Annotated in this window: 19 protein-coding genes; 8 read left to right on the forward strand and 11 right to left on the reverse strand. The window is 66.7% G+C overall.

Annotation, left to right across the window (positions count from 1 at the left end):
* Positions 1-78: 78 nt before the first annotated feature.
* From ACMVY4_RS00105 to ACMVY4_RS00115, 3 genes are read right to left on the reverse strand one after another with little or no spacing between them, the layout of a single operon-like run.
* A complete protein-coding gene (locus ACMVY4_RS00105) occupies positions 79-684 on the reverse strand; it encodes a ribonuclease HII (protein WP_416898183.1) in 606 nt (201 codons plus the stop codon).
* Positions 659-2131 (reverse strand): cation:proton antiporter, encoded by a 1473-nt coding sequence (locus ACMVY4_RS00110; RefSeq protein ID WP_416898184.1) that lies wholly within the window; start codon positions 2129-2131, stop codon positions 659-661. The genes ACMVY4_RS00105 and ACMVY4_RS00110 overlap by 26 nt, the downstream gene beginning before the upstream one ends.
* A gap of 46 nt (positions 2132-2177) precedes the next feature.
* A complete protein-coding gene (locus ACMVY4_RS00115; RefSeq protein ID WP_416898185.1) occupies positions 2178-2675 on the reverse strand; it encodes a thioesterase family protein in 498 nt (165 codons plus the stop codon).
* 203 nt (positions 2676-2878) lie between these two features.
* Here ACMVY4_RS00115 and rpsU point away from each other — a divergent pair, with 203 nt between their 5' ends.
* Together rpsU and ACMVY4_RS00125 are read left to right on the forward strand one after the other, a co-directional pair.
* Positions 2879-3082, forward strand: a complete 204-nt coding sequence (gene rpsU, locus ACMVY4_RS00120; protein ID WP_109794465.1) for a 30S ribosomal protein S21 — start codon at positions 2879-2881, stop codon at positions 3080-3082.
* 186 nt (positions 3083-3268) lie between these two features.
* Positions 3269-5488 (forward strand): PAS domain-containing sensor histidine kinase, encoded by a 2220-nt coding sequence (locus ACMVY4_RS00125; protein ID WP_416898186.1) that lies wholly within the window; start codon positions 3269-3271, stop codon positions 5486-5488.
* On the opposite strand, the gene ACMVY4_RS00130 is transcribed toward ACMVY4_RS00125, so the two are convergent.
* The 3 genes from ACMVY4_RS00130 to dgt are packed head-to-tail and all read right to left on the reverse strand — an operon-like array spanning position 5480 to position 7714.
* On the reverse strand, positions 5480-5854 hold the full coding sequence (locus ACMVY4_RS00130) for an Hpt domain-containing protein (protein ID WP_416898187.1): 375 nt from the start codon (positions 5852-5854) through the stop codon (positions 5480-5482). The genes ACMVY4_RS00125 and ACMVY4_RS00130 overlap by 9 nt on opposite strands.
* Positions 5851-6438 carry a 2-hydroxychromene-2-carboxylate isomerase gene (locus ACMVY4_RS00135; RefSeq protein ID WP_416898188.1) on the reverse strand — a complete coding sequence of 196 codons (588 nt, stop codon included), beginning with the start codon at positions 6436-6438 and terminating at the stop codon, positions 5851-5853. Before ACMVY4_RS00135 ends, ACMVY4_RS00130 begins: the two co-directional genes overlap by 4 nt.
* Positions 6439-6445: 7 nt before the next feature.
* Positions 6446-7714, reverse strand: a complete 1269-nt coding sequence (gene dgt, locus ACMVY4_RS00140) for a dGTP triphosphohydrolase (protein ID WP_416898189.1) — start codon at positions 7712-7714, stop codon at positions 6446-6448.
* Positions 7715-7827: 113 nt separating this feature from the next.
* Between dgt and ACMVY4_RS00145 the strand changes: the two genes are divergently transcribed.
* On the forward strand, positions 7828-9363 hold the full coding sequence (locus tag ACMVY4_RS00145; protein WP_416898190.1) for an acyl-CoA synthetase: 1536 nt from the start codon (positions 7828-7830) through the stop codon (positions 9361-9363).
* A 40-nt stretch (positions 9364-9403) separates the two neighbouring features.
* Positions 9404-10939 (forward strand): acyl-CoA synthetase, encoded by a 1536-nt coding sequence (locus ACMVY4_RS00150; protein WP_416900380.1) that lies wholly within the window; start codon positions 9404-9406, stop codon positions 10937-10939.
* Positions 10940-11169: 230 nt separating this feature from the next.
* On the opposite strand, the gene ACMVY4_RS00155 is transcribed toward ACMVY4_RS00150, so the two are convergent.
* Complete coding sequence (locus tag ACMVY4_RS00155) at positions 11170-12306, reverse strand: iron-containing alcohol dehydrogenase (RefSeq protein WP_416898191.1); 1137 nt, start codon at positions 12304-12306, stop codon at positions 11170-11172.
* Between the two features lie 137 nt (positions 12307-12443).
* Between ACMVY4_RS00155 and ACMVY4_RS00160 the strand changes: the two genes are divergently transcribed.
* From ACMVY4_RS00160 to ACMVY4_RS00175, 4 genes are all read left to right on the forward strand, one after another.
* Positions 12444-13676, forward strand: a complete 1233-nt coding sequence (locus ACMVY4_RS00160; protein ID WP_416898192.1) for a cytochrome P450 — start codon at positions 12444-12446, stop codon at positions 13674-13676.
* A gap of 57 nt (positions 13677-13733) precedes the next feature.
* The gene (locus ACMVY4_RS00165; protein ID WP_416898193.1) at positions 13734-13943 is read left to right on the forward strand and encodes a hypothetical protein; all 210 of its coding nucleotides are present in this window, start codon (positions 13734-13736) and stop codon (positions 13941-13943) included.
* 92 nt (positions 13944-14035) lie between these two features.
* Positions 14036-15430: a 4-hydroxyphenylacetate 3-hydroxylase N-terminal domain-containing protein gene (locus tag ACMVY4_RS00170; RefSeq protein ID WP_416898194.1), complete on the forward strand. Its 1395-nt coding sequence runs from the start codon at positions 14036-14038 to the stop codon at positions 15428-15430.
* The gene (locus ACMVY4_RS00175; RefSeq protein WP_416898195.1) at positions 15427-16290 is read left to right on the forward strand and encodes a sulfurtransferase; all 864 of its coding nucleotides are present in this window, start codon (positions 15427-15429) and stop codon (positions 16288-16290) included. The genes ACMVY4_RS00170 and ACMVY4_RS00175 overlap by 4 nt, the downstream gene beginning before the upstream one ends.
* 357 nt (positions 16291-16647) lie before the next feature.
* Here ACMVY4_RS00175 and hpnE read toward each other — a convergent pair whose 3' ends face one another.
* The 4 genes from hpnE to ACMVY4_RS00195 are packed head-to-tail and all read right to left on the reverse strand — an operon-like array spanning position 16648 to position 20721.
* On the reverse strand, positions 16648-17892 hold the full coding sequence (gene hpnE / locus ACMVY4_RS00180; RefSeq protein WP_416898196.1) for a hydroxysqualene dehydroxylase HpnE: 1245 nt from the start codon (positions 17890-17892) through the stop codon (positions 16648-16650).
* The gene (gene hpnD / locus ACMVY4_RS00185; protein WP_416898197.1) at positions 17889-18740 is read right to left on the reverse strand and encodes a presqualene diphosphate synthase HpnD; all 852 of its coding nucleotides are present in this window, start codon (positions 18738-18740) and stop codon (positions 17889-17891) included. Before hpnD ends, hpnE begins: the two co-directional genes overlap by 4 nt.
* Positions 18737-19582, reverse strand: coding sequence for a squalene synthase HpnC (hpnC, locus tag ACMVY4_RS00190; RefSeq protein ID WP_416900381.1), 846 nt, complete (start codon positions 19580-19582; stop codon positions 18737-18739). Before hpnC ends, hpnD begins: the two co-directional genes overlap by 4 nt.
* A gap of 2 nt (positions 19583-19584) precedes the next feature.
* Positions 19585-20721, reverse strand: coding sequence for a glycosyltransferase (locus tag ACMVY4_RS00195; protein ID WP_416898198.1), 1137 nt, complete (start codon positions 20719-20721; stop codon positions 19585-19587).
* Positions 20722-20806: the final 85 nt, after the last annotated feature.

Consider the following 20806-nt stretch of genomic DNA (forward strand, 5'->3'; position numbering starts at 1 on the left):
GATTCGGCCTCAAAGTGACGCGCCGCGATTCGAGCGTCAAGAAAAAGCAATTGGAGTCATGACATTACAGGTCGTTGTTCAAGTGAACATGTCACGAACAGGACGAAAGCTGCGGCGATGAACCGGACTCGGACCGAGCCGGAGAAGAGCCTTCTTGTGCGCCGGCGTCGGGTATCCGGCATGGCCGCCGAGGCCATATCCGGGGTACTGCAGGTCAAGTTCACACATGATCTTGTCTCGATGCGTCTTGGCGACGATTGAGGCGGCGGCGATGCAGGCCTCGCGTCCGTCGCCCTTCACCAACGCCTCGGCCGCACAGGGCAGTTCGGGCGGAATCCGGTTGCCGTCGACCAGCGCGAAGGCGGGTTCGAGCGGCAGGGCTTCCGCCGCGCGGCGCATTGCCAGCATCGCGGCCCAGAGGATGTTGAGTTCGTCGATCTCCTCGACCGTGCAGATACCGACGCCGACCTTCGCGTCCAGGAGGATGCGCCCGGCCAGCGCTTCCCGCCGCTTGCCGGACAGCTTCTTGGAATCGTCCAGACCGGTACAGTCGAAGTCTTCGGGCAGGATGACTGCGGCGGCGACGACCGGCCCGGCAATGGGTCCGCGCCCCGCCTCGTCCAGTCCGGCGACCGGGCCGCCGGCATTCCGGCGCGCCTCAGTTTCCGCCGCGCGGCCGATCATCCGGATCCGTCCCAGCACCTCCTTCCGGAGCGTCTTTCGGCGCATCTTCCGGCTTCGGCTGCATGGCGGCGTCGTCCCAGCCCTGCTCCGTCGCGGGCGGCGCCTCGGGACGGAACGGTTTCGCCGGCCGGATGCGCTTCATCAGCCTGTCGACCTCGCCGCGGCTGTAGTCGCCGAGGGTCAGGGAGACGCGCCCGGCGCTGCGCGCGGCGCGCGCCGGGGTAACGACGACCTTGCCCGCTCGCCGGCCATAGACCGCGCCGATCACCTCCTCGAAGGTCCGGACCCGGCGCCAGCGCACCGTCGCCATCCGGCGCGCGGTGAACAGCACCAGCGAGCTGGAGGCCAGCGACAGCACGATCACCGAGGTCATCAGATTGCCGCCGAAGGTGTCGATGATCCCCGCCGCGAGGCCGGCGGCGACCAGCACGAAGGAGAACTCGCCGACCTGCCCCAGCACCGTCCCGGCCAGCCAGGCCCGCGGCCAGGGTTCGCCCAGCATGCGGAAGATGCCGATGTTCGCGGCTGTCTTGGTGACGGTCACGACCAGCAGAAGCGCCAGCACGACGCCCCAGTTGTCGGCGATGAAGTCGAGGTTCAGCAGAAGGCCGATCGACAGGAAGAAAACCATCAGCAACACCGACTGCACCGGCTGCACTGCCGCGATCATCTTGCTGCGCTCGGTCGTGTTGCCGACCACCAGTCCGGCGACGAAGGCCCCATAGGCCGGCGACAGGCCGATCAGACCGCTGATCGCCGACCCGATGAAGCAGAGCGCCAGCCCCGCCATCGCGGCGAGATCCGCATGGTGCGTGATCCAGTGGCCGAAGGGCAGGTGCTCGCGCTTGCGCCGGCTCAGCAGGTAGACGATTCCGATCAGGATGACGACGGCGACGACGACAGGAATGATGGCGCTGTAGAGGCTGCCCGACTCCCGGCCCATCTCGGAAACGATGATCAGCATCGGCACGACGGCGAGGTCCTGCGCGATCAGCACACCGACGGCCAGCCGGCCTACTTCTGTGCGGAGCTGGCCGATATCGTCGAGGATCTTGATCGCCACAGCGGTCGACGAGAGGCTCAGCCCGAAGCCGACGATCAGGCTGAGTTCGATCCCCCACTCCAGCGTCGTGCCCATGCCGAAGGCGAAGACGAGCCCCAGCGCCAGTTGCAGCGCCATCACCGTGACCGCCAGCCGCCAGATGCGCCGGAAGTTGCGCAGGCTGAGCTCCATGCCGATCAGGAACAGCAGCATCAGCACGCCCATTTCGGCGATAAGACCGACATCCTCGCGGCTGGGGATGATGGCCAGTACCGACGGGCCGAGCACCACGCCGGCGACGATGTAGCCGACGACGACGGGCTGGCGGATACGGCTGAACAGGACGCCCATCATCATGGCCGCCCCGGCGACGATCGCCAGTCCGATCAGTTCCGCTTCATGCATGAAGCCAGTCTAGGGGATCATGCTGCGCCGCGGTATGGGGATCGACCTATCTGCGGCGATTCTTCAGCCCGATGGACCGCCCGGCCTCGGACGGAAACTCGACCCCGGCGGCCGTCTGCGCCGAACGGATGGCGCCGAGACGGTCGAGAATGTCCTGATGCATCGGCGCGGCCCGCCGCGTCTCCTGGCTGACATGCAGGCTCATCAGTTCGTTGGTGGCCGCACGGTAGTTCTCCGTGCCGTGCCACATCTCGTGGATGTAGTGGATGCGCTTCTCGTCGAAGTCGAGCAGGTAGGTGCGGAAATGCAGCGGGTCGCCCTCGCGGACCTCGTTCAGATAGTTGATGTGCGCTTCCAGCGAGAAGGTCGTGATGTTCTGGGCCGCGCGATGCGCCCGGGTCAGGCCGCAATGGTCGAAGAACTCGTCGGTGGCGTAGTCGAAGACCACCATGTAATAGCCCATGTTCATGTGGCCGTTGTGGTCGATCCATTCCGGCCGGACCGTATCCCGATAGGCCGCCAGCGGCGCTTTCAGTTCCGTCAAATGCCTGTCCCTCCCTGCCCGAAACCGGGCCGAGGATGCCGGTCGGAGCCGGTCGAGGCAACGGCGGATCCGGGACTTGGCTGATTCGGAACACTGTGTTATAAGCCGCGCTCCAACGCCGGAAGCGGTTCCGGCGGCAGGGCGTCTTTCGCCCGAAGCTTTTCGACTGCCGGTACGGAACAACGAACTCGAAAGAGGGTAAATTGGAAGTCAGCGTTCGCGACAACAATGTCGATCAGGCTCTGAAGGTCCTGAAGAAGAAGATGCAGCGGGAAGGCATCTTCCGGGAGATGAAGCTCCGCAACTACTACGAGAAGCCGTCCCAGCGCCGCGCGCGGGAGAAGGCCGAAGCCGTCCGCCGTGCGCGCAAGCTGGCGCGGAAGCGGGCGCAGCGCGACGGGCTCTGAGCCCACCGGGCACTCCACCTACATTCGAATACGTACCGATCGGCCTGGGCGGCTCCCGTCCGGGCCTTTTGCGTTGCGTGATCCACGCTCTCCGGCACGGCACTTGCGTCCAACCCTGCATTGAATTCGTAATTTGTGAACGAAGTCGCAGTAGGTTGTGCTGCTAACTGCTGGAGGCCTGTCGAGTTGAACGCCGATCCGGACCGGGACGCGTTGCTGGAAGCGCTGCGCGGCGATAGCCGCGCCGTGGCGCTGCTTCGCCGTGAGGGCGAGACGCTCGCCGTTGTCGCCGCGAGCGACGGTCTCCGCGATGCGCTGGGCTCGGCCGAAGACGAGGCCCTGCTCCGCTGGATCGACGGCCTTGGCGGCATGGCCATGCTGGAACGCCACGCCGAAACCCGGAAACGTCTGGAACTCCACCTCGACAACGGCAAGAGCATCGCCGCATCGGTGCGCCGCCAGTCGGGCGGCGTCTATCAGCTCCGCGGCACCTTCGTGGACCAGATGGACGTCTCCAACACCATGACGGCGAGCGCCATCGCCACGCTGGCCAACGACGATATCGGCGTGATCTTTCTCGACGAGAAGCTACGGGTGCTGGCGGTCAACGAGGCCTACTTCCGTTTCTTTCCGGCTACCGAGGGCTATCCCAACTACGGCGGCAGCTTCGAGACCATGCTCCGCTCGGCCATCAAGCTTGGCTACCTGCCCCAGGCCCGTGGACGCGAGGACAAGTATGTCCGCTCCACGATCCGCAATTTCACCGCCAAGGACGCCGGGCCGCTGACGGCGCTGACCGGCAACGGCCACTGGATCACCACCAGCCGATTGCGTTTCCGCAATGGCGCAATGGCGATCCTGCTCGTCGACGTGACCCGCTCCCAGAAGGAGCTGGAGCAGTTCCAGTCCTTCATGCGCAACACCCACGACATGATCTACGCCCGGGTCAGCACCGATCTGAAGACCCTGAAGATCTGGGGCCAGGATTCGGAAGCCCTTCTCAATTCCCGCGAGAACGGCAAGGTGAAGCTCGGCGAATGGCTCGCCGCGGTTCATCCGGATGACCGCGACGCCTACATCGCGGCCGGCGAACGCCGGATCCGGCACGGCGAGCCCTATCGCATCGAATACCGCTACCGCGATCTCACGACCGGCGAGCCGCGCTGGATGCTGGAGAACGCCTGGGTCACCGAAGACCGGGCAACCGGTGAGAAGCATCTCGACGCCTATCTGATCGACATCACCGAACGCAAGCTGGTCGAGGCCGAGCTGCAGCACCGCGAGGACCGGTTCCGCGAATTCGCCGCGATTGCCGCGGACTGGTATTTCGAGGCCGATCCGGACATGAACCTCACCTTCCTGTCCGACAGCTTCGCCGAGGTCAGCGGCATCCCGGCGTCGCGCTTCGTCGGACACAGCTGGACCACGATCACGCGCAACGTCCTGAAGGACATGCCGGAGGAAAACCGCCAGCCCTGGCTCGACCTCCTCGAGGCCTGGCACAACCGCGAACCCGTCCGGAACCTTGCGCTGCTGTTCCGGTTCGGCGGCGGCCGCGACCGGCAGATCAACATCAACGGCGACCCCGTCTTCGACGCACAGGGCCGTTATGTCGGGTATCGGGGTGTTGGCAAGGACGTGACCTCACTGATCGCCGCCCAGCAGGAGGCGCTTGCCGCCCGGCGCCGGGCAGAGGCCGCAAACCGCGCCAAGTCCGAATTCATCGCCAATATGAGCCATGAACTGCGCACGCCGCTGAACGCCATCATCGGTTTCGCGTCGGTCATGGAGCAGCAGATGTTCGGCCCGCTGGAGAACCGGCGCTACCGTGAATACGCCAGCGACATCTCCGCCAGCGGCCAGCACCTGCTCAGCCTGGTGAACGACATTCTCGACCTCTCCCGGATCGAGGCGGAGCGGCTCAAGATCGAACCCGAGCCGATCCCGCTCACAGAAGAGCTGGAGCGCGCCGTTGCCCTGTTCCGCGACGATTTCGGCAGCCGGCATATCGAACTGGCGATCAGGCCGGAGTCAGCGGCCGTTACCGCCGACCGCCGGGCTTTCCGCCAGATGGTGATCAACCTGCTGAACAACGCCATCAAGTTCACCGGCGAGGATGGCCGAATCCGGCTCGGCGCCGAGGCCTGCGGCGGCCATGTGCGGATCTTCGTCGAGGACAACGGAATCGGCATGACCGATGACGACATCAGCCTGGCGATGGAGCCCTTCGGCCGCGCCGCCAACGCCGAGATCGCCGGCGGCACGGGTCTGGGACTGCCGATCACCAAGAAGCTGGTGGAACTGAACGGCGGTGAGCTGGAGATCGCATCGCTGCCGGGAAGCGGCACCCGGGTGAGCCTGCTGCTGCCGGGCGTCCGCCCTCCGGAGATGGCCGCCTCAGCCTGACAGGAACCGGTCGGTGAACGCGGCGCGGGTGAGCGGCCAGACCGCCTCGATGCTGTCCGACTGTTCCCTTGCGGTGGAACTGTCCCCGGTCTTCGCCATACGCTCCAGCGCAGCCGCCATTTCGCCGAGACGCATGGCGCCGTAGGTTGCGGCCGTACTCTTCAGGGCGTGCGCCTGGAATCCGATCGCCTCGATATTGTCGGCCGCCACCGCCCGGCGGATCGCCCTGATGCGTTCTTCGGATTCCTCGAGGAACCCCTCGACCAGCGAGCTGACGACGCTGCCGTCCGCGCCGCCTGCCAGCTCCGAAAGCATGCCATCGTCCAGTACGGGGGCTTCCTGAATCTTTTCGCGCGCCGCGGTCATGACAGGACTTCCTCTACGAATTCCAGGCGGTCCTGTCCCCAGAAAAGCTGATCGCCCACGACATAGGTGGGTACGCCGAACACGCCGCGTGCAATGGCGGCCTCTCCATCCCTGTCCCTGAGGGCCAGGGCGTCGATGCTGTCCGCTGTCTTCACGAGTTCGGCGTGATCCTGTCCCGCTTCGGCAACGATGGCGCCGATAGTGCCGGGATCGGCGATGTTGCGTTCCTCGGCCCAGACCGCCCGCATGAACCGGCCGGCGAGACCGAAGGCATCCCTCCCCGCTTCCCGCGACGCCACCACCAGGCGGGCGGCTTCTGTCTCGTCGGCGGGGAAATGCGCCGGCTTGAGGTTCAGGGCAACACCCAGCCGCTTGCGCCAGCGCTCGAGTTCCTGCAGCCGGTAGGCTTGGCGCTCGGGGGACCGTTTCGGCAGCGGCAGCCCCCCCGTCCGGTCGAAGATCGCCAGCGCGTTCACGGGATGGATCCTGATGGCCAGCTTGCGGGCCGCGGCAATCTTGCCGAGCCTCTCGTGCCCCAGATAGGACCAGGGCGAAGACAACGCACAGTAGTAGTCGACCGTCATGACTGCCTCACAGGGCGCGGTATCCGGAAGGCCGCGCCGGTAGCATACCAGTACCTTTGCGATAGGTTTGCAAGGCATACGAGTCCGTCATGCCGGAAATGTGGTCGGTCGTGCGCAGAATCCGCTCATATCGGTCGGCTGCGAACAAGTCCTCCGCCATCACACGCTCCAGCAGCCAGGCGATCACCCGATCCGCCCCCAGATAGGTGTCGTAGTCGTCGTCTGCAACGAAGACGTGCCGCGCGGTGACATCGTTGATCTCCCGGATGCGCGCGCTGGCCGGCACGATCTCCAGCAGAGGCGGCGGCGGCGCGCCTTCCAGCATCGACGGCTCGGCATCCAGAAAGGCAGCAATCGCCTGATCCACCAGGCGGCCGATGGCCTTGGCTCGGAGGTAGGACACCCGCCGGCCGTCCTCCCCGATCTCGCGGTAGCGCCGGCCGTCGCCGGCCAGCGGCATCAACAACCCGGCCACGGTGTCGAAGGAAAGCTTGCCCAGCTTGAACCCGTCCTCCAGGTCGACGACCGAGTAGCAGATGTCGTCGGCCGCCTCGACCAGCCAGGTCAGCGGGTGGCGCCGCCAGCGGCCCGGGAACTCTTCGGGCAGGCCGAGTTCGTCCGCCAGTCGGCGGAAGATCGGGAGTTCCGACTGCATGACACCGAACTTCCGCGACCCGGCTTCCCGCCCGGTGACCGCATCGGACTGGCAGGGATATTTCGTGAAGGCGCCCAGCATCGCCGCTGTCAGCCGAAGGCCGCCGGCATCGCGCCAGTTCTGCAACCGGGTCAGCACCCGGAACCCCTGCGCATTGCCCTCGAAGCGAAGGAAATCCAGCCGCTGCGCCTCGTCGAGGCCGGCGATCGCCGCCCGTCCTGTCGGCGATCCGCTGAACCAGTCGCGGATAAGGGCCTCGCCGCGGTGACCGAAGGGCGGATTGCCGATGTCGTGCGCCAGGCAGGCCGCCGATACGATATGACCGAATTCCGCGGCGCCCAGATCGGGCGGCAGACGGCGGCGGCCCGAAATCACATGTCCGGCGCCGGCGCCGAGCGAGCGGCCGACCGATGCGACTTCCAGGCTGTGGGTCAGGCGCGTGCGGACGTAATCGCTTTCGGGCAGCGGATGGACCTGGGTCTTGTCCTGCAGCCGCCGAAAGGCCGAACAGAACACGATCCGGTCAAAGTCCTTCTGGAACGGGCTCCGGGCAGGATCGACCGGGTCGGGCCTGTCACCCGCGGTGCGGCTGGCCGACAGCAACCGGCGCCAGTCCAACATCACTCAAGTACCCGCCTTTCGTCGATCTGCCGATTGCAATTCGCTTGCGCACTTCACAGCATCGCAGGGCCCGCGTAAAGATGACGGACCATCGTTTCTGGGGAGGAGCGGTCATGTATGAAGGTGTGATCCTGTCGGGCGACCGCAAGTTGACGAGGGCGGAACTCAATCAGCGTGTGGCGAGGGCTGCCGGCGGCTTCGAGAAGATGGGTGTCGGCGAGGACGATTCCGTCTGCCTGATGCTGCGCAACGACTTCGCCTTCTTCGAGGGATCGATGGGCGCCAGCCTGGCCGGCGCCTATGCGGTGCCGATCAACTGGCATGGCTCGGCGGACGAGGCCGGCTACATCCTGGACGATTGCGACGCCCGCGCACTGGTCATTCATGCTGACCTGTTACCGGGCATCGAAAGCAACATCCCCGACAGCTGCGCCGTGTTCGTCGTGGAGACGCCGCCCGAAGTCGGCGACGCCTACGGTATCCCGGCCGACGCCCGCACCGTGCCTGAAGGCCGGACGGACTGGTACGCCTGGCTGGCCGATCAGCCGGCCTACACCAAGGAACCCGCGACCACCCGGACCAACATGATCTACACCTCCGGCACCACGGGAAACCCGAAGGGCGTCCGCCGCCAGCCCGCCGACCTGGCGACCCAGGCCAAGATGAACGAGCTGTTCGAGATCGTCTTCGGCCTGAAGGAGGACAATTCGATCCGGACGGTGATTACCGGACCGATGTACCACTCGGCGCCCAACGCCTACGGCCTCTGGTCCGCGAAGCTGGCCGGTCTGGTCATCCTGCAGCCCCGCTTCGACGCCGAGGAACTGCTGCAACTGATCGAGCAGTACCGGATCACCCATGTCCACATGGTGCCGACGATGTTTGTCCGGCTGCTGAAGCTGCCCGACGAGGTGAAATCGAAATACGATCTGTCGTCGCTGAAATTCGTGGTTCACGCCGCGGCCCCCTGCCCGCCCGACGTGAAGCGGCAGATGATCGAGTGGTGGGGTCCGGTGATCAACGAGTACTACGGCGGCACCGAGACAGGCGCGGTCTTCTTCCACAATTCGGAGGAAGCGCTGAAGAAGCCCGGCACGGTCGGCAGGGCGCTGCCCTTCGCCGACGTCCGCATCGTCGATGACCAGAAGAACGAACTGCCCCAGGGCGAGATCGGCGAGATCTATCTGCGTCTGATCGGATGGCCGGACTTCACCTACAACAAGAACGACGCCAAGCGCGCCGAGGCCGGGCTTGAGCATCTGGTCACCTGCGGCGATGTCGGCTTCATGGACGAGGACGGGTTCCTGTTCCTCTGCGACCGGAAGAAGGACATGGTCATTTCCGGCGGCGTGAACATCTATCCGGCCGAGATCGAGAGCGTGCTGATCGGCATGCCGGGCATCCGCGACTGCGCCGTCTTCGGCGTTCCCGACGAGGAATACGGCGAGTCGCTGGCCGCCCATGTGCAACTTGCAGATACCGCCATCACCGAAGCCGAAATCCGCAGCTATCTCGGCAAGCGGCTGGCGAAGTTCAAGGTGCCGAAGCTGATCGTGTTCGAAAGCGAACTGCCGCGGCAGGACTCGGGCAAGATCTTCAAGCGCAAGCTGCGCGAGCCCTACTGGGCGGAAGCCGGCCGGCAGATCTGAGGAAAAACGGGACAGGGGACGGAGACACCGCCACATGGACATGCAACAGGGCGCGATCATCAGCGGGGACCGCATCCGCACAGCCGAGGAGCGGGCGGCCAACGCTGCGCGCATGGCGCGGGCGCTGAGCGAGAGCGGCATCGGCACCGATGATTGCGTGGCGATCTATCTCCGCAACGATTTCCCGTTCTTCGAGACATCGGCCGCCTGCACCCTGCTGGGCGCCTATGCCACGCCGATCAACTGGCACTACACCGCCGAGGAAGCCGGCTACATCCTGCGCGACTGCGACGCAAAGGTCGTGGTGATCCATTCCGACCTGCTGCCGCCCATCCACAAGACGGTGCCCGAGGGCGTCACGATCGTCGCCGTACCGACGCCGCACGAGATCGCCGCGGCCTATGGCGTCGTGGTGCCGGAGACCCTGCCCGAAGGGGTCGTGCTCTACGAGGATTTCATCCGCGACCGCGAACCCTGGACGGACCTGCCGCCGGCCAGCCGCGGCACCATGATCTACACCTCCGGCACCACCGGCCATCCGAAGGGCGTCCGCCGCGATCCCATGGACGAGGATGCACAGGCCCGCCAGGCCGAGCAGGTCTTCGAGGGCTTCGGCGTCCCGCCGGACAGCACCGACATACGCACCGTGATGACCGGCCCGATGTATCATTCGGCGCCCAACGCCTACGGCCTGTCGGCTGCCAGGAACGGCGCGGCCATCATCCTGCAGGCGCGCTTCGACGCCGAGGACCTGCTGAGGATCATCGACGAGCACAAGATCACCCACATGCATGTGGTGCCGACCATGTTCGTGCGCCTGCTCCGGCTGCCCGACGAGGTCCGGGCGAAGTACGACGTCTCCAGCCTGCAGCATGTGATCCACGGCGCCGCCCCCTGCCCGCCCGAGGCCAAGCGGCAGATGATCGAATGGTGGGGTCCCGTGATCTACGAGTATTACGGCTCGACCGAGAACGGCATCGTCACCGTGGTCACCTCGGAGATGGCGCTGAACAAACAGGGGACCGTGGGCAAGCCCATCACCGGCAACGTCATCCGCATCCTGGACGACGACAAGAACGACCTGCCGCCCGGCGAGATCGGCGAGGTCTATATCTGGCGGCCGAACCGCACCGACTTCACCTACAACAAGCGCGAGGATGCGCGCCGGGAAATGGACGTCGAGGGCTTCCTGACCAATGGCGACATGGGCTGGCTGGACGAGGACGGCTGCCTGTTCCTGGCCGACCGCAAGAACGACATGGTCATCTCCGGCGGCGTGAACATCTACCCCGCCGAGATCGAGAAGGCGCTGGTCGGCATGCCGGGCGTGAAGGACTGCGCCGTCTTCGGCATTCCCAACGCCGAGTTCGGTGAGGCGCTGGCGGCCCATATCGAACTGGCGGATCCGGGTATCGGCCCGGAAGACGTGAAGAGCTTCCTCGCCGGCCACGTCGCCAAGTACAAGATCCCGCGCGAGATCGTCTTCGCCGACAGCCTGCCGCGCGAGGATTCAGGCAAGATCTTCAAACGCAAGCTCCGCGAGCCCTACTGGGCGGGCATGCCGCGGCGGATCTGACCGCAATCAGATACGAAGGCTGTTCCTTGCTTCTTTTCCGCCTTCGGACTCGATCCGAAGGCCTCGGCGCAGGCGGAAACAAAAGGTCCTCGGGTCAAGCCCGAGGACGGCAAAAGGCGGCTGCAACCTTCTGAAGCCTCCCCCTGGCAGGGGGAGGGCTCAGGCGTGTGTTCTGAGAATCGGAGCCGCCCGCCTGGCCGACCCAACCATCCCCAGACGGGCGGCTTCCCCTACCCCATCGCGTCGGCGTAGAGCGCCTTGAAGCCTGCCGCGTCGACCGGCCTGGCGTTGGTCGGCGTCGTGGGATCGACCAGCGCGTGCTCGATCATGCCCGGCACCATGTCCTCGGTGATGCCCATCTCCGAGAGGTTCGCAGGCAGGCCGAGTTTCGCGTTGAGTTCCTCGATCGCCTTGTCCAGCGTCTGGCCGGCTGGCACGCCCATGGCGTGCTTCATCCGGTCCCGCTTGTCGCCCAGCACCTCGTCATTGTAGCGCAGGCAGGCCGGCAGGCAGACGGCGTTGAGCGTGCCGTGATGCAGGTTCAGTTCCGTGATGCGGCCCGCCGCATGGCTCATCGCGTGCACCGCGCCGAGGCCCTTGGTGAAGGCCAGCGCCCCTTCGGACGCCGCGATCATCATCTGCTTGCGGGCCTCGCGGTCCTGCCCGTTCTCGGTCGCCTTGAGCAGATGCCCCTGCCCGACCGCGCGCCAGAGCCCGTCGATGCCGATGGCTTCCGCCGGCGGATTCTCGACCGGGCTCATCACCGCCTCCATGAGGTGGGTGACCGCATCCATGCCGGTCGCGGCGGTCAGCAGCGGCGGCAGGCCGACGGTCAGTTCGGGATCGCATAGCGAGACCTTCGCGATCATGTTCGGGCTGGAGAAGATCAGCTTGCGGCCGTCCTCGGTCTTGATCACCGCCCCGCGGCTGACTTCCGAACCGGTGCCCGACGTGGTCGGGATGGCGATCATCGGGGTGGTCGGGCCGATCTTCATCGCCCCGCCGGTCGCGGCGTTGTATTCGACCAGAGGCTCGTCATGGGTCAGCAGCAGCGCCGCGCCCTTCGAGAGGTCCATCGAGGAGCCGCCACCCAGCGCGATGATGCCGTCGCAGTCGTTCTCCCGGAACAGCCGCACCGCGTCCTTCACCGCCGTCTCGGTCGGGTTCTCCGGCGTGCCGTCATAGATGGTCACCGCCACGTCGTTGGGGATGCGGCCGCGGATGGTGTCGACAATACCGATCTTCACCAGCCCCTTGTCGGTGCAGATCAGCGGGCGCGAGATGCCCAGCTGCTTCAGCGTATCGCCCAGCATGTCGATGGCGCCGTGTTCGATGTGGCACTGGTTGACGAATGTGATGAACGCCATGGCCGGCTTCCTCCCCTTGATCCCTGTGGCTTGAACTCTAGCGGCCGCCCCGCCCGAGACAATGCGCTTTGTAGACAATTGTGGACCGAGCAACGATCGGCGAATAATGAGGTCCGATCAGAAGGGGGAACACGGACATGGTGGCGACCGAAGACAGTCGGGCGGAACCGGGCGGGATCGATGTCAGCGACCCGGCGCTCTACGCCGAAGACCGCTGGCAGCCGCTGTTCGAGAAGCTGCGCCGGGAGGCCCCCGTGCACCGCTGCGACGACAGCGCCTATGGCCCCTACTGGTCGGTCTGCAGCTACGACCTGATCATGAAGGCCGAGCTCGACGTCAAACACTTCTCCAACCGCGCCGACCTGGGCGGCATCCAGATCAACAACATCGCGCCGGAACTCGACCGCCCGGCCTTCGTCTCGATGGACCCGCCGGACCACACGCCGCGCCGCCGCGCCGTGGCGCCCATCGGCAACCGCCAGAGCCTGCGCGGCTATGACGACCTGATCCGGGCGCGCACTGGGGCGCTGCTGGACAGCATCGCGCCGGGCGAGACATTCGACTGGGTGAAGCGGGTCTCGATGGACCTGACCTCGATGATGCTGGCGACCATGCTGGACTTCCCGCAAGCGCGCCGCCACGAGCTGATGTACTGGTCGGACGTCGCCACAGCGAACCTGAACGCGCCCGAGCCGCTGGTGAAGACCGAGGCCGAGCGCTACGCCGTGCTGGAAGAGATGGCGGCCGCGTTCAAGCCGCTCTGGGACGCACGGAAGGACGGCCAGGGCGGCTTCGACCTGATCACCATGCTGGCCAACGATCCTGTCACCGCAGAGATGAGCCATGTCGAGTTCATCGGCACGCTGTTCCTGCTGATCGTCGGCGGCAACGACACCACACGGAACTCGATGAGCGGCGGGCTGCTGGCGCTGCACCGGAATCCCGACCAGTACGAGAAGGTGAAGGCGGACCCGGATCTGATCCCGAACATGGTCTCGGAGATGATCCGCTACCAGACGCCGGTGATCCACATGCGCCGCACCGCGCTGGCCGACACCGAGTTCGCCGGCCAGGCCATCCGCAAGGGCGAGAAGGTCGTGCTCTGGTACGTTTCCGGCAACCGCGACACGGACATCTTCGAGGACCCGGAGGCGTTCCGCATCGACCGCCCGAATGCGCGGCGGCATCTCTCCTTCGGCGCGGGCATCCACCGCTGCGTCGGCGACCGGCTGGCCGAACTGCAGCTGCGCATCCTGTGGGAGGAGATCCTGTCGCGCGGCATGCGCTTCGAGATCACCGGCGAACCGGAGCGAATCTACTCCAACTTCATCCGCGGCTTCACCTCGCTGCCCGTGCGTAGGGCGGCCTGAACCACCGCTCCCGCGGACGTGAGACGAAGACCTGGCAGGCCCTGCCATACTGCCCGGATGAGCGATCCCCGCGACAATGACGGCTCGGTCGAGCCGTTCCGCCACGCGCCCGGCGCAGCTTCGGCCGTGGCGACGCCGGCCGACACCGGCGGACGGCTGGACTGGACCAAGGTGACGAAGCTCGCCTGGCGTCCGGCCTGGTCGATCCGCAGCCGCCGCGGCAGCGCCGGGCCGTTCCTCGACCTCCTTCGCTCGTTCCGGCGCTGAACGCACGTCCAGCATGTGCCGGCCGCGCTTGACCCTGCGGGCGGTCCTGTCACCATACCGGCCAGTAGATCATCCTGGGGAGGACATGGGCCATGATGACGGGCGAGGCATATCTGAAGTCCCTCGACGACGGCCGCGCGACCTATTTCGAAGGCCGCAAGATCGAGAACATTCTGGACGACAAGATCCTGCGCGAATCGGCGGAGCTGATCGCCGAGGGCTATGACCGGCTCTACCAGCCGGGTGAGGACGCGCAGAGCCCGTTGATGGACATTCCGCGCGACGCCGAAGGGCTGAAGGCGCGCCTGCCGATCATGACCGCGGCCGACATCGTCGCGAATACCACCAACCAGTCGATCATGACGCTGATGACTGCGGCGGGCCGCATGGGCCACGAGCTGCCGGTCTACGCCAAGCGCATCGACGCCTGGGTGAAGGACGCCACGAAGCGCGACATCCGCATCACCGAATGCATCACCGACGGCAAGGGCGACCGTTCGCTCAGCCCCGGCAAGCAGCCCGATCCGGACGCCTACACCCGCGTGGTCGAGCGCCGGCCGGACGGCGTCGTGATCCGCGGCGCCAAGCTGCACATCACCGGCGCGTCGCTGGGCCACGAGACCATGGTGATCCCGACCAAGGCGATGAAGCCGGGTGAGGAAGACTACGCCATCGCCTGCGCCATCCCCGTCAATGCGCCGGGCGTGAAGATCGTCAACACCTCCTACGCGCCGCGCCACGAGGACGACCGCGTCTTCCCCGTCAGCCGCCAGAACCACATGCCCGAGGGCTTCGTCATCTTCGACGACGTCTTCGTGCCGGAAGAGCGCATATTCCTGAATGGCGAGACCAAATACGCCGCGATCTTCGCCCACTCGCTGGGTCTCTGGGAGCGGCTGGGCGGCCTGACCTTCATGTCGAACGAGGCGGACGAACTGGTCGGCTTCGCGCAGCTGATCGCCGAAGCCAATGGCCTCGCCAAGGTCGCCCATGTGCGCGAGAAGATCTCGGAGATGATCATCCACGCGACGCTGATCCGCGGCGCGCTGGAGGCGGCCATCGCCAATTGCGAGATCGGCGACAACGGCGCGGCCTTCCCGTCCGAACTCTACATCAATGCCGGCAAGTACCAGGCGGCGGCGCAGTACAACATGATGTGCCGCCACCTGCATGACATCTCCGGCGGTTCGGTACTGACCGCGCCGGCCATTGCCGACTTGGAGAACAACGAGGTCGGGCCGCTGGTCAGGAAGTACATGACCGCCAATCCGGAGGTCGACGGCGAGACCCGCATGAAGCTGTTCCACGCCATCCGCGACCTTACCGCGGACGCCATGGGCGGCTGGCGCTATGTCACCAACCTGCAGGCCGGCGGCGGGCTCTACGCGCAGCGCATCGTCACCCGCAAGCATTACGACATGGAGCGCGCCAAGCGCATGGCGCTGCACGCCGCGCGGATGCTGCCCGAGAACGAAGCCGCCGAGTGAGCGGGGACGGCAGCGGCCTTCTGGTCACCCCCGCCTGGGTCGAGGAACGGCTCGGGCGGGACGGCTTCCGCGTGATCGACGCCGGTGTCCGCTTCGAGACGAAACCGGTCGGGGCGTCGACCATCCACTCGCTGCGCGACGACTGGCTGAAGGGCCACATTCCCGGCGCGGCCTGGCTGCACATGGTCGATGACCTGTCAGATCCGGACGGCGCGTATCCGTTCACCATCGCACCGCAGGCACAGATCGACCGGCTGATGTCATCAATCGGCATCCGGCCCGACGACACCATCGTGGTCTATGGCGGCGGCACGCCCTTCGCCGTCGCCCGCGCCTGGTGGGTGCTGAGCGTCTCGGGCTGCCGGGATGTCCGGATCATGGATGGCGGCTGGGCACGCTGGACCGCGGAGCGCCGCCCGGTGGCCACCGGCGAGGAAAGCTTCGAACCATCGGAGTTCCGCGGCGTCCGTGACGACAACGCCATCGCCGGCCGCGCCGACATCGCCGCCGCCATCGATGACAGCACACAGATCGTCAACGCGCTGGCCCCGGCACAGCATACGGGCACCGGCGGCACCCATTACGGACGGCCCGGCCGCATTCCGGGCAGCGTCAACATTCCCGCAATGCAGTTGCAGGACCCGCAGACCGGCGATTTCGCCTCGATGGCGGACATCCGGAAGGCAGCGGAAGCGGTCGATCCGGACAGGCCGGTGATCACCTATTGCGGCGGCGGCATCGCCGCGGCCTCGACCCTGTTCGCCCTGAAGCTCGCCGGCTTCGAGAAGCTGCGGCTCTACGACAATTCCCTGCTGGAATGGTCCGCCGATCCGGACCTGCCGATGGAGCGCGACGGGTAGTCCCCTGCGCCGAAGCGCCCTGGACCTGATCCGGGGCCCAGGCCTGAGCGCTTTTGGACAATCAGCGGCGGCGGAAGCGCCGCGGAATGGGACCCTGGTCAAGCCCGGGACACGGGATATGGCATCGCCAACGCCGAATGGGCCGCGGGATCAGGTCCCGCTGCGGGTGATATGCTCTCAAGAACCACCGGCCCGTCCCGACTCCGGCGGCTCCGGCAACGCCGCCACTCTCAGCCTGTCACCCCCGCTTTATGCGGGGGTCCGGAGCGGCTGCGCCGCAATTTCTTCATCTGGCCGGATGCCCGCACAAGGCGGGCATGACATTCGGGACTGAAGCAAAGCCCCATCGGGCCTGGCTCAGATCCGCAAAGCCCTCGCCGCAACCCGTCCGGACTGGATCGCGCCTTCGATGGTTGCCGGCAGGCCGGTGGCGGTCCAGTCGCCGGCCAGCACCAGGTTGCGCCACCGCGTGACCGGCCCCGGCCGCCGCGCCTCATTGGCGGGCGTCTCGGCGAAGGTGGCGCGTTTCTCCTTCACCACACGGCAGGGCGGCTGGGGCGCGCCGGGCGTGCCCAGCGCGACGGCGATTTCGGGCCAGATGCGGGCCGCGATCTCCTCCGACGCGGTTTCGGCGAAGGCGTCCGCCGCGCTGACGGTCACCGAGGCGACCGGCCCGCGGATGAACAGCCACTGGGCGATGCTGCCGGTCAGGCCGGTCACCGGCGCGAGCTCGGGTTTGGCGTCCAGCAGGTAGTGCAGGTTGAGGATCATCCGCGCGCCCTCGGGCGGCGCGATCTCGGGCAGCAACTCCGCCACCGACCAGGACGGCAGCGCCATGACGATGGCATCCAGATTTCCGAGAGTCACCGTCTCGCGCGTCGTCTCGAAGCCGGCGATGCGGCCATCCGCGAGGTCGAGGCTGCGAACGCGGGCGCGGAAGCAGAATTCGACGCCGCGCCGCTCCAGCAGCGCCCGCGCCGGGTCGATCAGCGAATCGGCCAGCGATCCCCTCACATGCACCGGGCGGGCTGCCGCCTCGCCCTTCGCAAATGTCCGGCGGTATACCTCGGCCAGCAGCCGGGCCGCGCCCTCGTCGGGTGCGATGTTCAGCGCCGCCACCGTCAGTGGCTCCCAGAAGCGGCGCCAGAGCACGGTGTCTGTCGAAAGGCAGTCGGCGACGGTCCTGTCCGGCCCGGCGGTCAGCAGCCGCCAGGCCTGCAGATAGTCGCGCAGCCGCGCGCCCTTCACGTTTCGTCGCGAGTCCAGTATCCACCAGCCGATGCGCCCGCGGTTCGGCCGGAGCGTCCAGCGCTCGCCGGTCTCGACGTCGCAGAACGGGTAGGCCGCGGGCTCGCTGACGGCGACGCGGCTGACGGAGCCGGTCTCCTTCAGGAAGCCGAAGACATGGTCGTTGGCGCTCATCATCAGGTGGTTGCCGTTGTCGATCACCCGGTCGAGCACGGCGTCGTGGTAACTGCGGCATCGCCCGCCGGCCTGACGCGCGGCCTCGTGGATCACAACCTTGCGGCCGTCTTTCGACAGACTGAGCGCCGCCGCGAGACCGGCAAGTCCAGCCCCCAGCACGTGGACCGTCTCCGTCATCCCAGATAGACGCGCAGCGCCCGCCCCGCCTTGGCCCATTTCGACATGCTGACGGTCGCGGTCGGATCGGCGAAGCCGCGGGCCTGCAAGCGGTCCAGATAGCCGCGGTAGACCGACCCCATGATCAGGGCGGGCTTCAGCTTCTTCCGGTCGAAGCGGTTCGCCAGTTCGTCGGCATCCCGGAAACGGGCTTCGGCCTCCGCCGCGACCCCGTCGCATACCGCCGAAAGGCGCGGATCGCGCACGATCTCGGTCGGTTCGGTCGCCTCGATCCCGGCGTCGCGAATGCGGTCGATGGGCAGGTAGATCCGCCCTTCCTCGGCGTCCTCGCCGATGTCGCGGAGGATGTTGGTCAGTTGCAGCGCGTCGCCCATGGCCAGCGCGAACTGGGTCGCATCGGGCTCGCCGAAGATGCGGACCGACAGCATGCCGACCGCCCCGGCCACCCGGCGGCAATAGAGGCTGAGCCCCGTCCGGTCGAGCCGCGGGGCGCTGCCGAAATCCAGATCGACGTCCATCAACATGCCTTCGATCAGCTCGATGAACTCCTGTTTCGGCAGATCGTAGGCCTCGACAGCGGGCAGCAGCGCGATGGTGGTCAGATCGGTCGGCCGACCCTGATAGAGCGCCTCGATCTCCTGCCGCCAGGCTTCCAGGCCCCGGCGCTTCTCCGCTTCCTCGCCCGGTTCGTCGGCGATGTCGTCGATTTCCCGGCAGAAGGCGTAGACGCCGTACATGGCGTTGCGCGGAAACTCGGGCAGGATGCGCATGCCGAGCCCGAAGGAGGTGCCGGACTTCTCGACGATGCGCTTCACATGCGCTTCGGCCTCGGCCTGCCGCTCGCTCATCCGCGCCCCCCGGCCCAGAAGCGGAGCAGCGCACCGATGGCGACCACAGCCATGCGCGGCTTGCCGAATGCGACCCGTTCGGCCAGCGGATCGCGCCGCCGAAGCTCGCCCATCAGGCCGTCGGCAAGAGCAATGATCACCGCCGATTCGGCGCCAAGATGCCTCGATCTCAGCTTTTTTGGCATCTTCCGGGCCCTGATCATCAGGTTTTCGCAACCGTCCAGGCACTGATCCAGAATCTGCCGCACACCTTCCGAAGCCGCGGGCCGGTCCAGCGCCTCGACCGTCTCGCCGGCCGCTGCGAGCCAGTCCAGCGGCAGGTAGACCCGGTCCATCTCCCGGTAGTCTTCCTGGCAGTCCTGCAGATGATTGATCACCTGCAGCGCGTCGCAGAGCGGGTCGGAAACGGCGTAGTCCGCCGGGTCCTCGCCATGCAGGTCGAGCAGGTAGCGGCAGACCGGCGATGCCGAGAGCCGGCAATAAGCCATCAGATCGTCCCAACTCTCGTAGCGGGTCTTCACGGCGTCCTGCATGAAGGCGCGAAGGAGATCGCGGGCATGGGCGTCGGTGACGCCAGTCGCGCGCAGGCTGTCGCGCAGGCGGTCGGGTTTCGCCAGATCGGGATCATCCGAACCGTTCACAAGCGCCGCGTCGAAGGCCGCGAGCCGGTCCAGCTTCGCCTGCGGCGTGAGATCGGCGTTGTCTGCAATGTCGTCGGCGGCGCGGGCGAAGGCGTAGAAACAGGCGACATGCGGGCGGAGCGGCTTCGGCAACAGGAACGAGCCGACGGGGAAATTCTCGTCTCCCGCACCCTTGCCCGATGGCGTCTCCACGGCAGCCATGCTCACGCCTTTTCCCTCGCCTGATAGCGGCCCTTCCAGCCGCCGCCCTTTCCGCGCCAGTGCCGGAGGGCGCTGTCGACGGTCATGGCGGTGTACATCAACCCGGCGAGCGGCAGAAGGGGGCCCATCCAGAGCGGCTGTCCATACAGCCGCAAGGCCGCCGAGAAGCTGAGTGCGATCATCAGCCAGACGACCCATCCAGGCGTTTCACCGGCCAGTGCCGCAGCCGGCCCGGCGAGATACAGGAACAGCATGCCGATGACGCAGCCGATCAGCAGCAGCGGCGAGTGGTTCAACTGCGTGTAGGCCGATCGGACCACCATTTCCCAGACACCTGAAAGGCCGGCATAGGGCCGGGCGCTGGTCACATCTTCGGTCAGGCCGAGCCAGATTCTGCCCGATCCCGCCTCGCGCACCCGCCGCGCCAGCGCGCAGTCGTCGATCAGTTCGCCCCGGATGCCCTCCGCCAGACCCGCCGCATCCGCTGTCTCTCGCCGGACCAGCATGCAGCCGCCGGCGGCCGCAGCCGTCCTGTTCTCCGGGTCGTTCACCCGGCTGAAGGGGTAAAGCTTGGCAAAGAAGAGCACGAAGGCCGGGATCAGCAACCGCTCCCAGAACGTCTCGACCTTCAGCTTCACCATCAGCGAGACCAGATCGCGGTCATCTTCCAGCGCGTGCGCCACCAACCGCCGCAGGCTGTCCGGCGGATGATGGATGTCGGCGTCGGTGAACAGGATCCAGTCCGGCTGATCGGGCTGGCCTCGCAGGTGCCGCAACCCCTGCTCCATCGCCCAGACCTTGCCCATCCAGCCGGCCGGGCGTTCCTCGGCCTCGATGATGGTTGTCCTCGCTCCGGCCGCGGCGCGGGCGGCGTCGCCAGTAGCGTCGTCCGAGCGGTCGTCGACAACGATCACCCGATAGTCGCCCGGATAGTCCTGCGCCTCGTGCCGCGCGACGGTCTCGGCGATGACATCGGCCTCGTTGCGCGCCGGGATGATCGCGACCACCGAAGGCCAGACCGCCGGCTCGGTCGCGAACGGCGGAAGACGCTCGGCGAGCTGCCAGTATCGGCCATGGAGGGCCAGCAGCCAGAGCCAGGCAAGCAAGGGCAGCAGAATGAGGGCTTCGGCGACGGGCATTCCGACCTGATAGCAGCACCGGCGATTCCGGGCTATCGCCGGATGCGTGCTTCGCCCAAAATCCGGCGGCCAGATCCGGGGGGAG

Origin of the sequence: Minwuia sp., from assembly GCF_048007105.1 — a bacterium.
In the GTDB taxonomy this organism is placed as follows: Bacteria; Pseudomonadota; Alphaproteobacteria; order Minwuiales; family Minwuiaceae; genus Minwuia.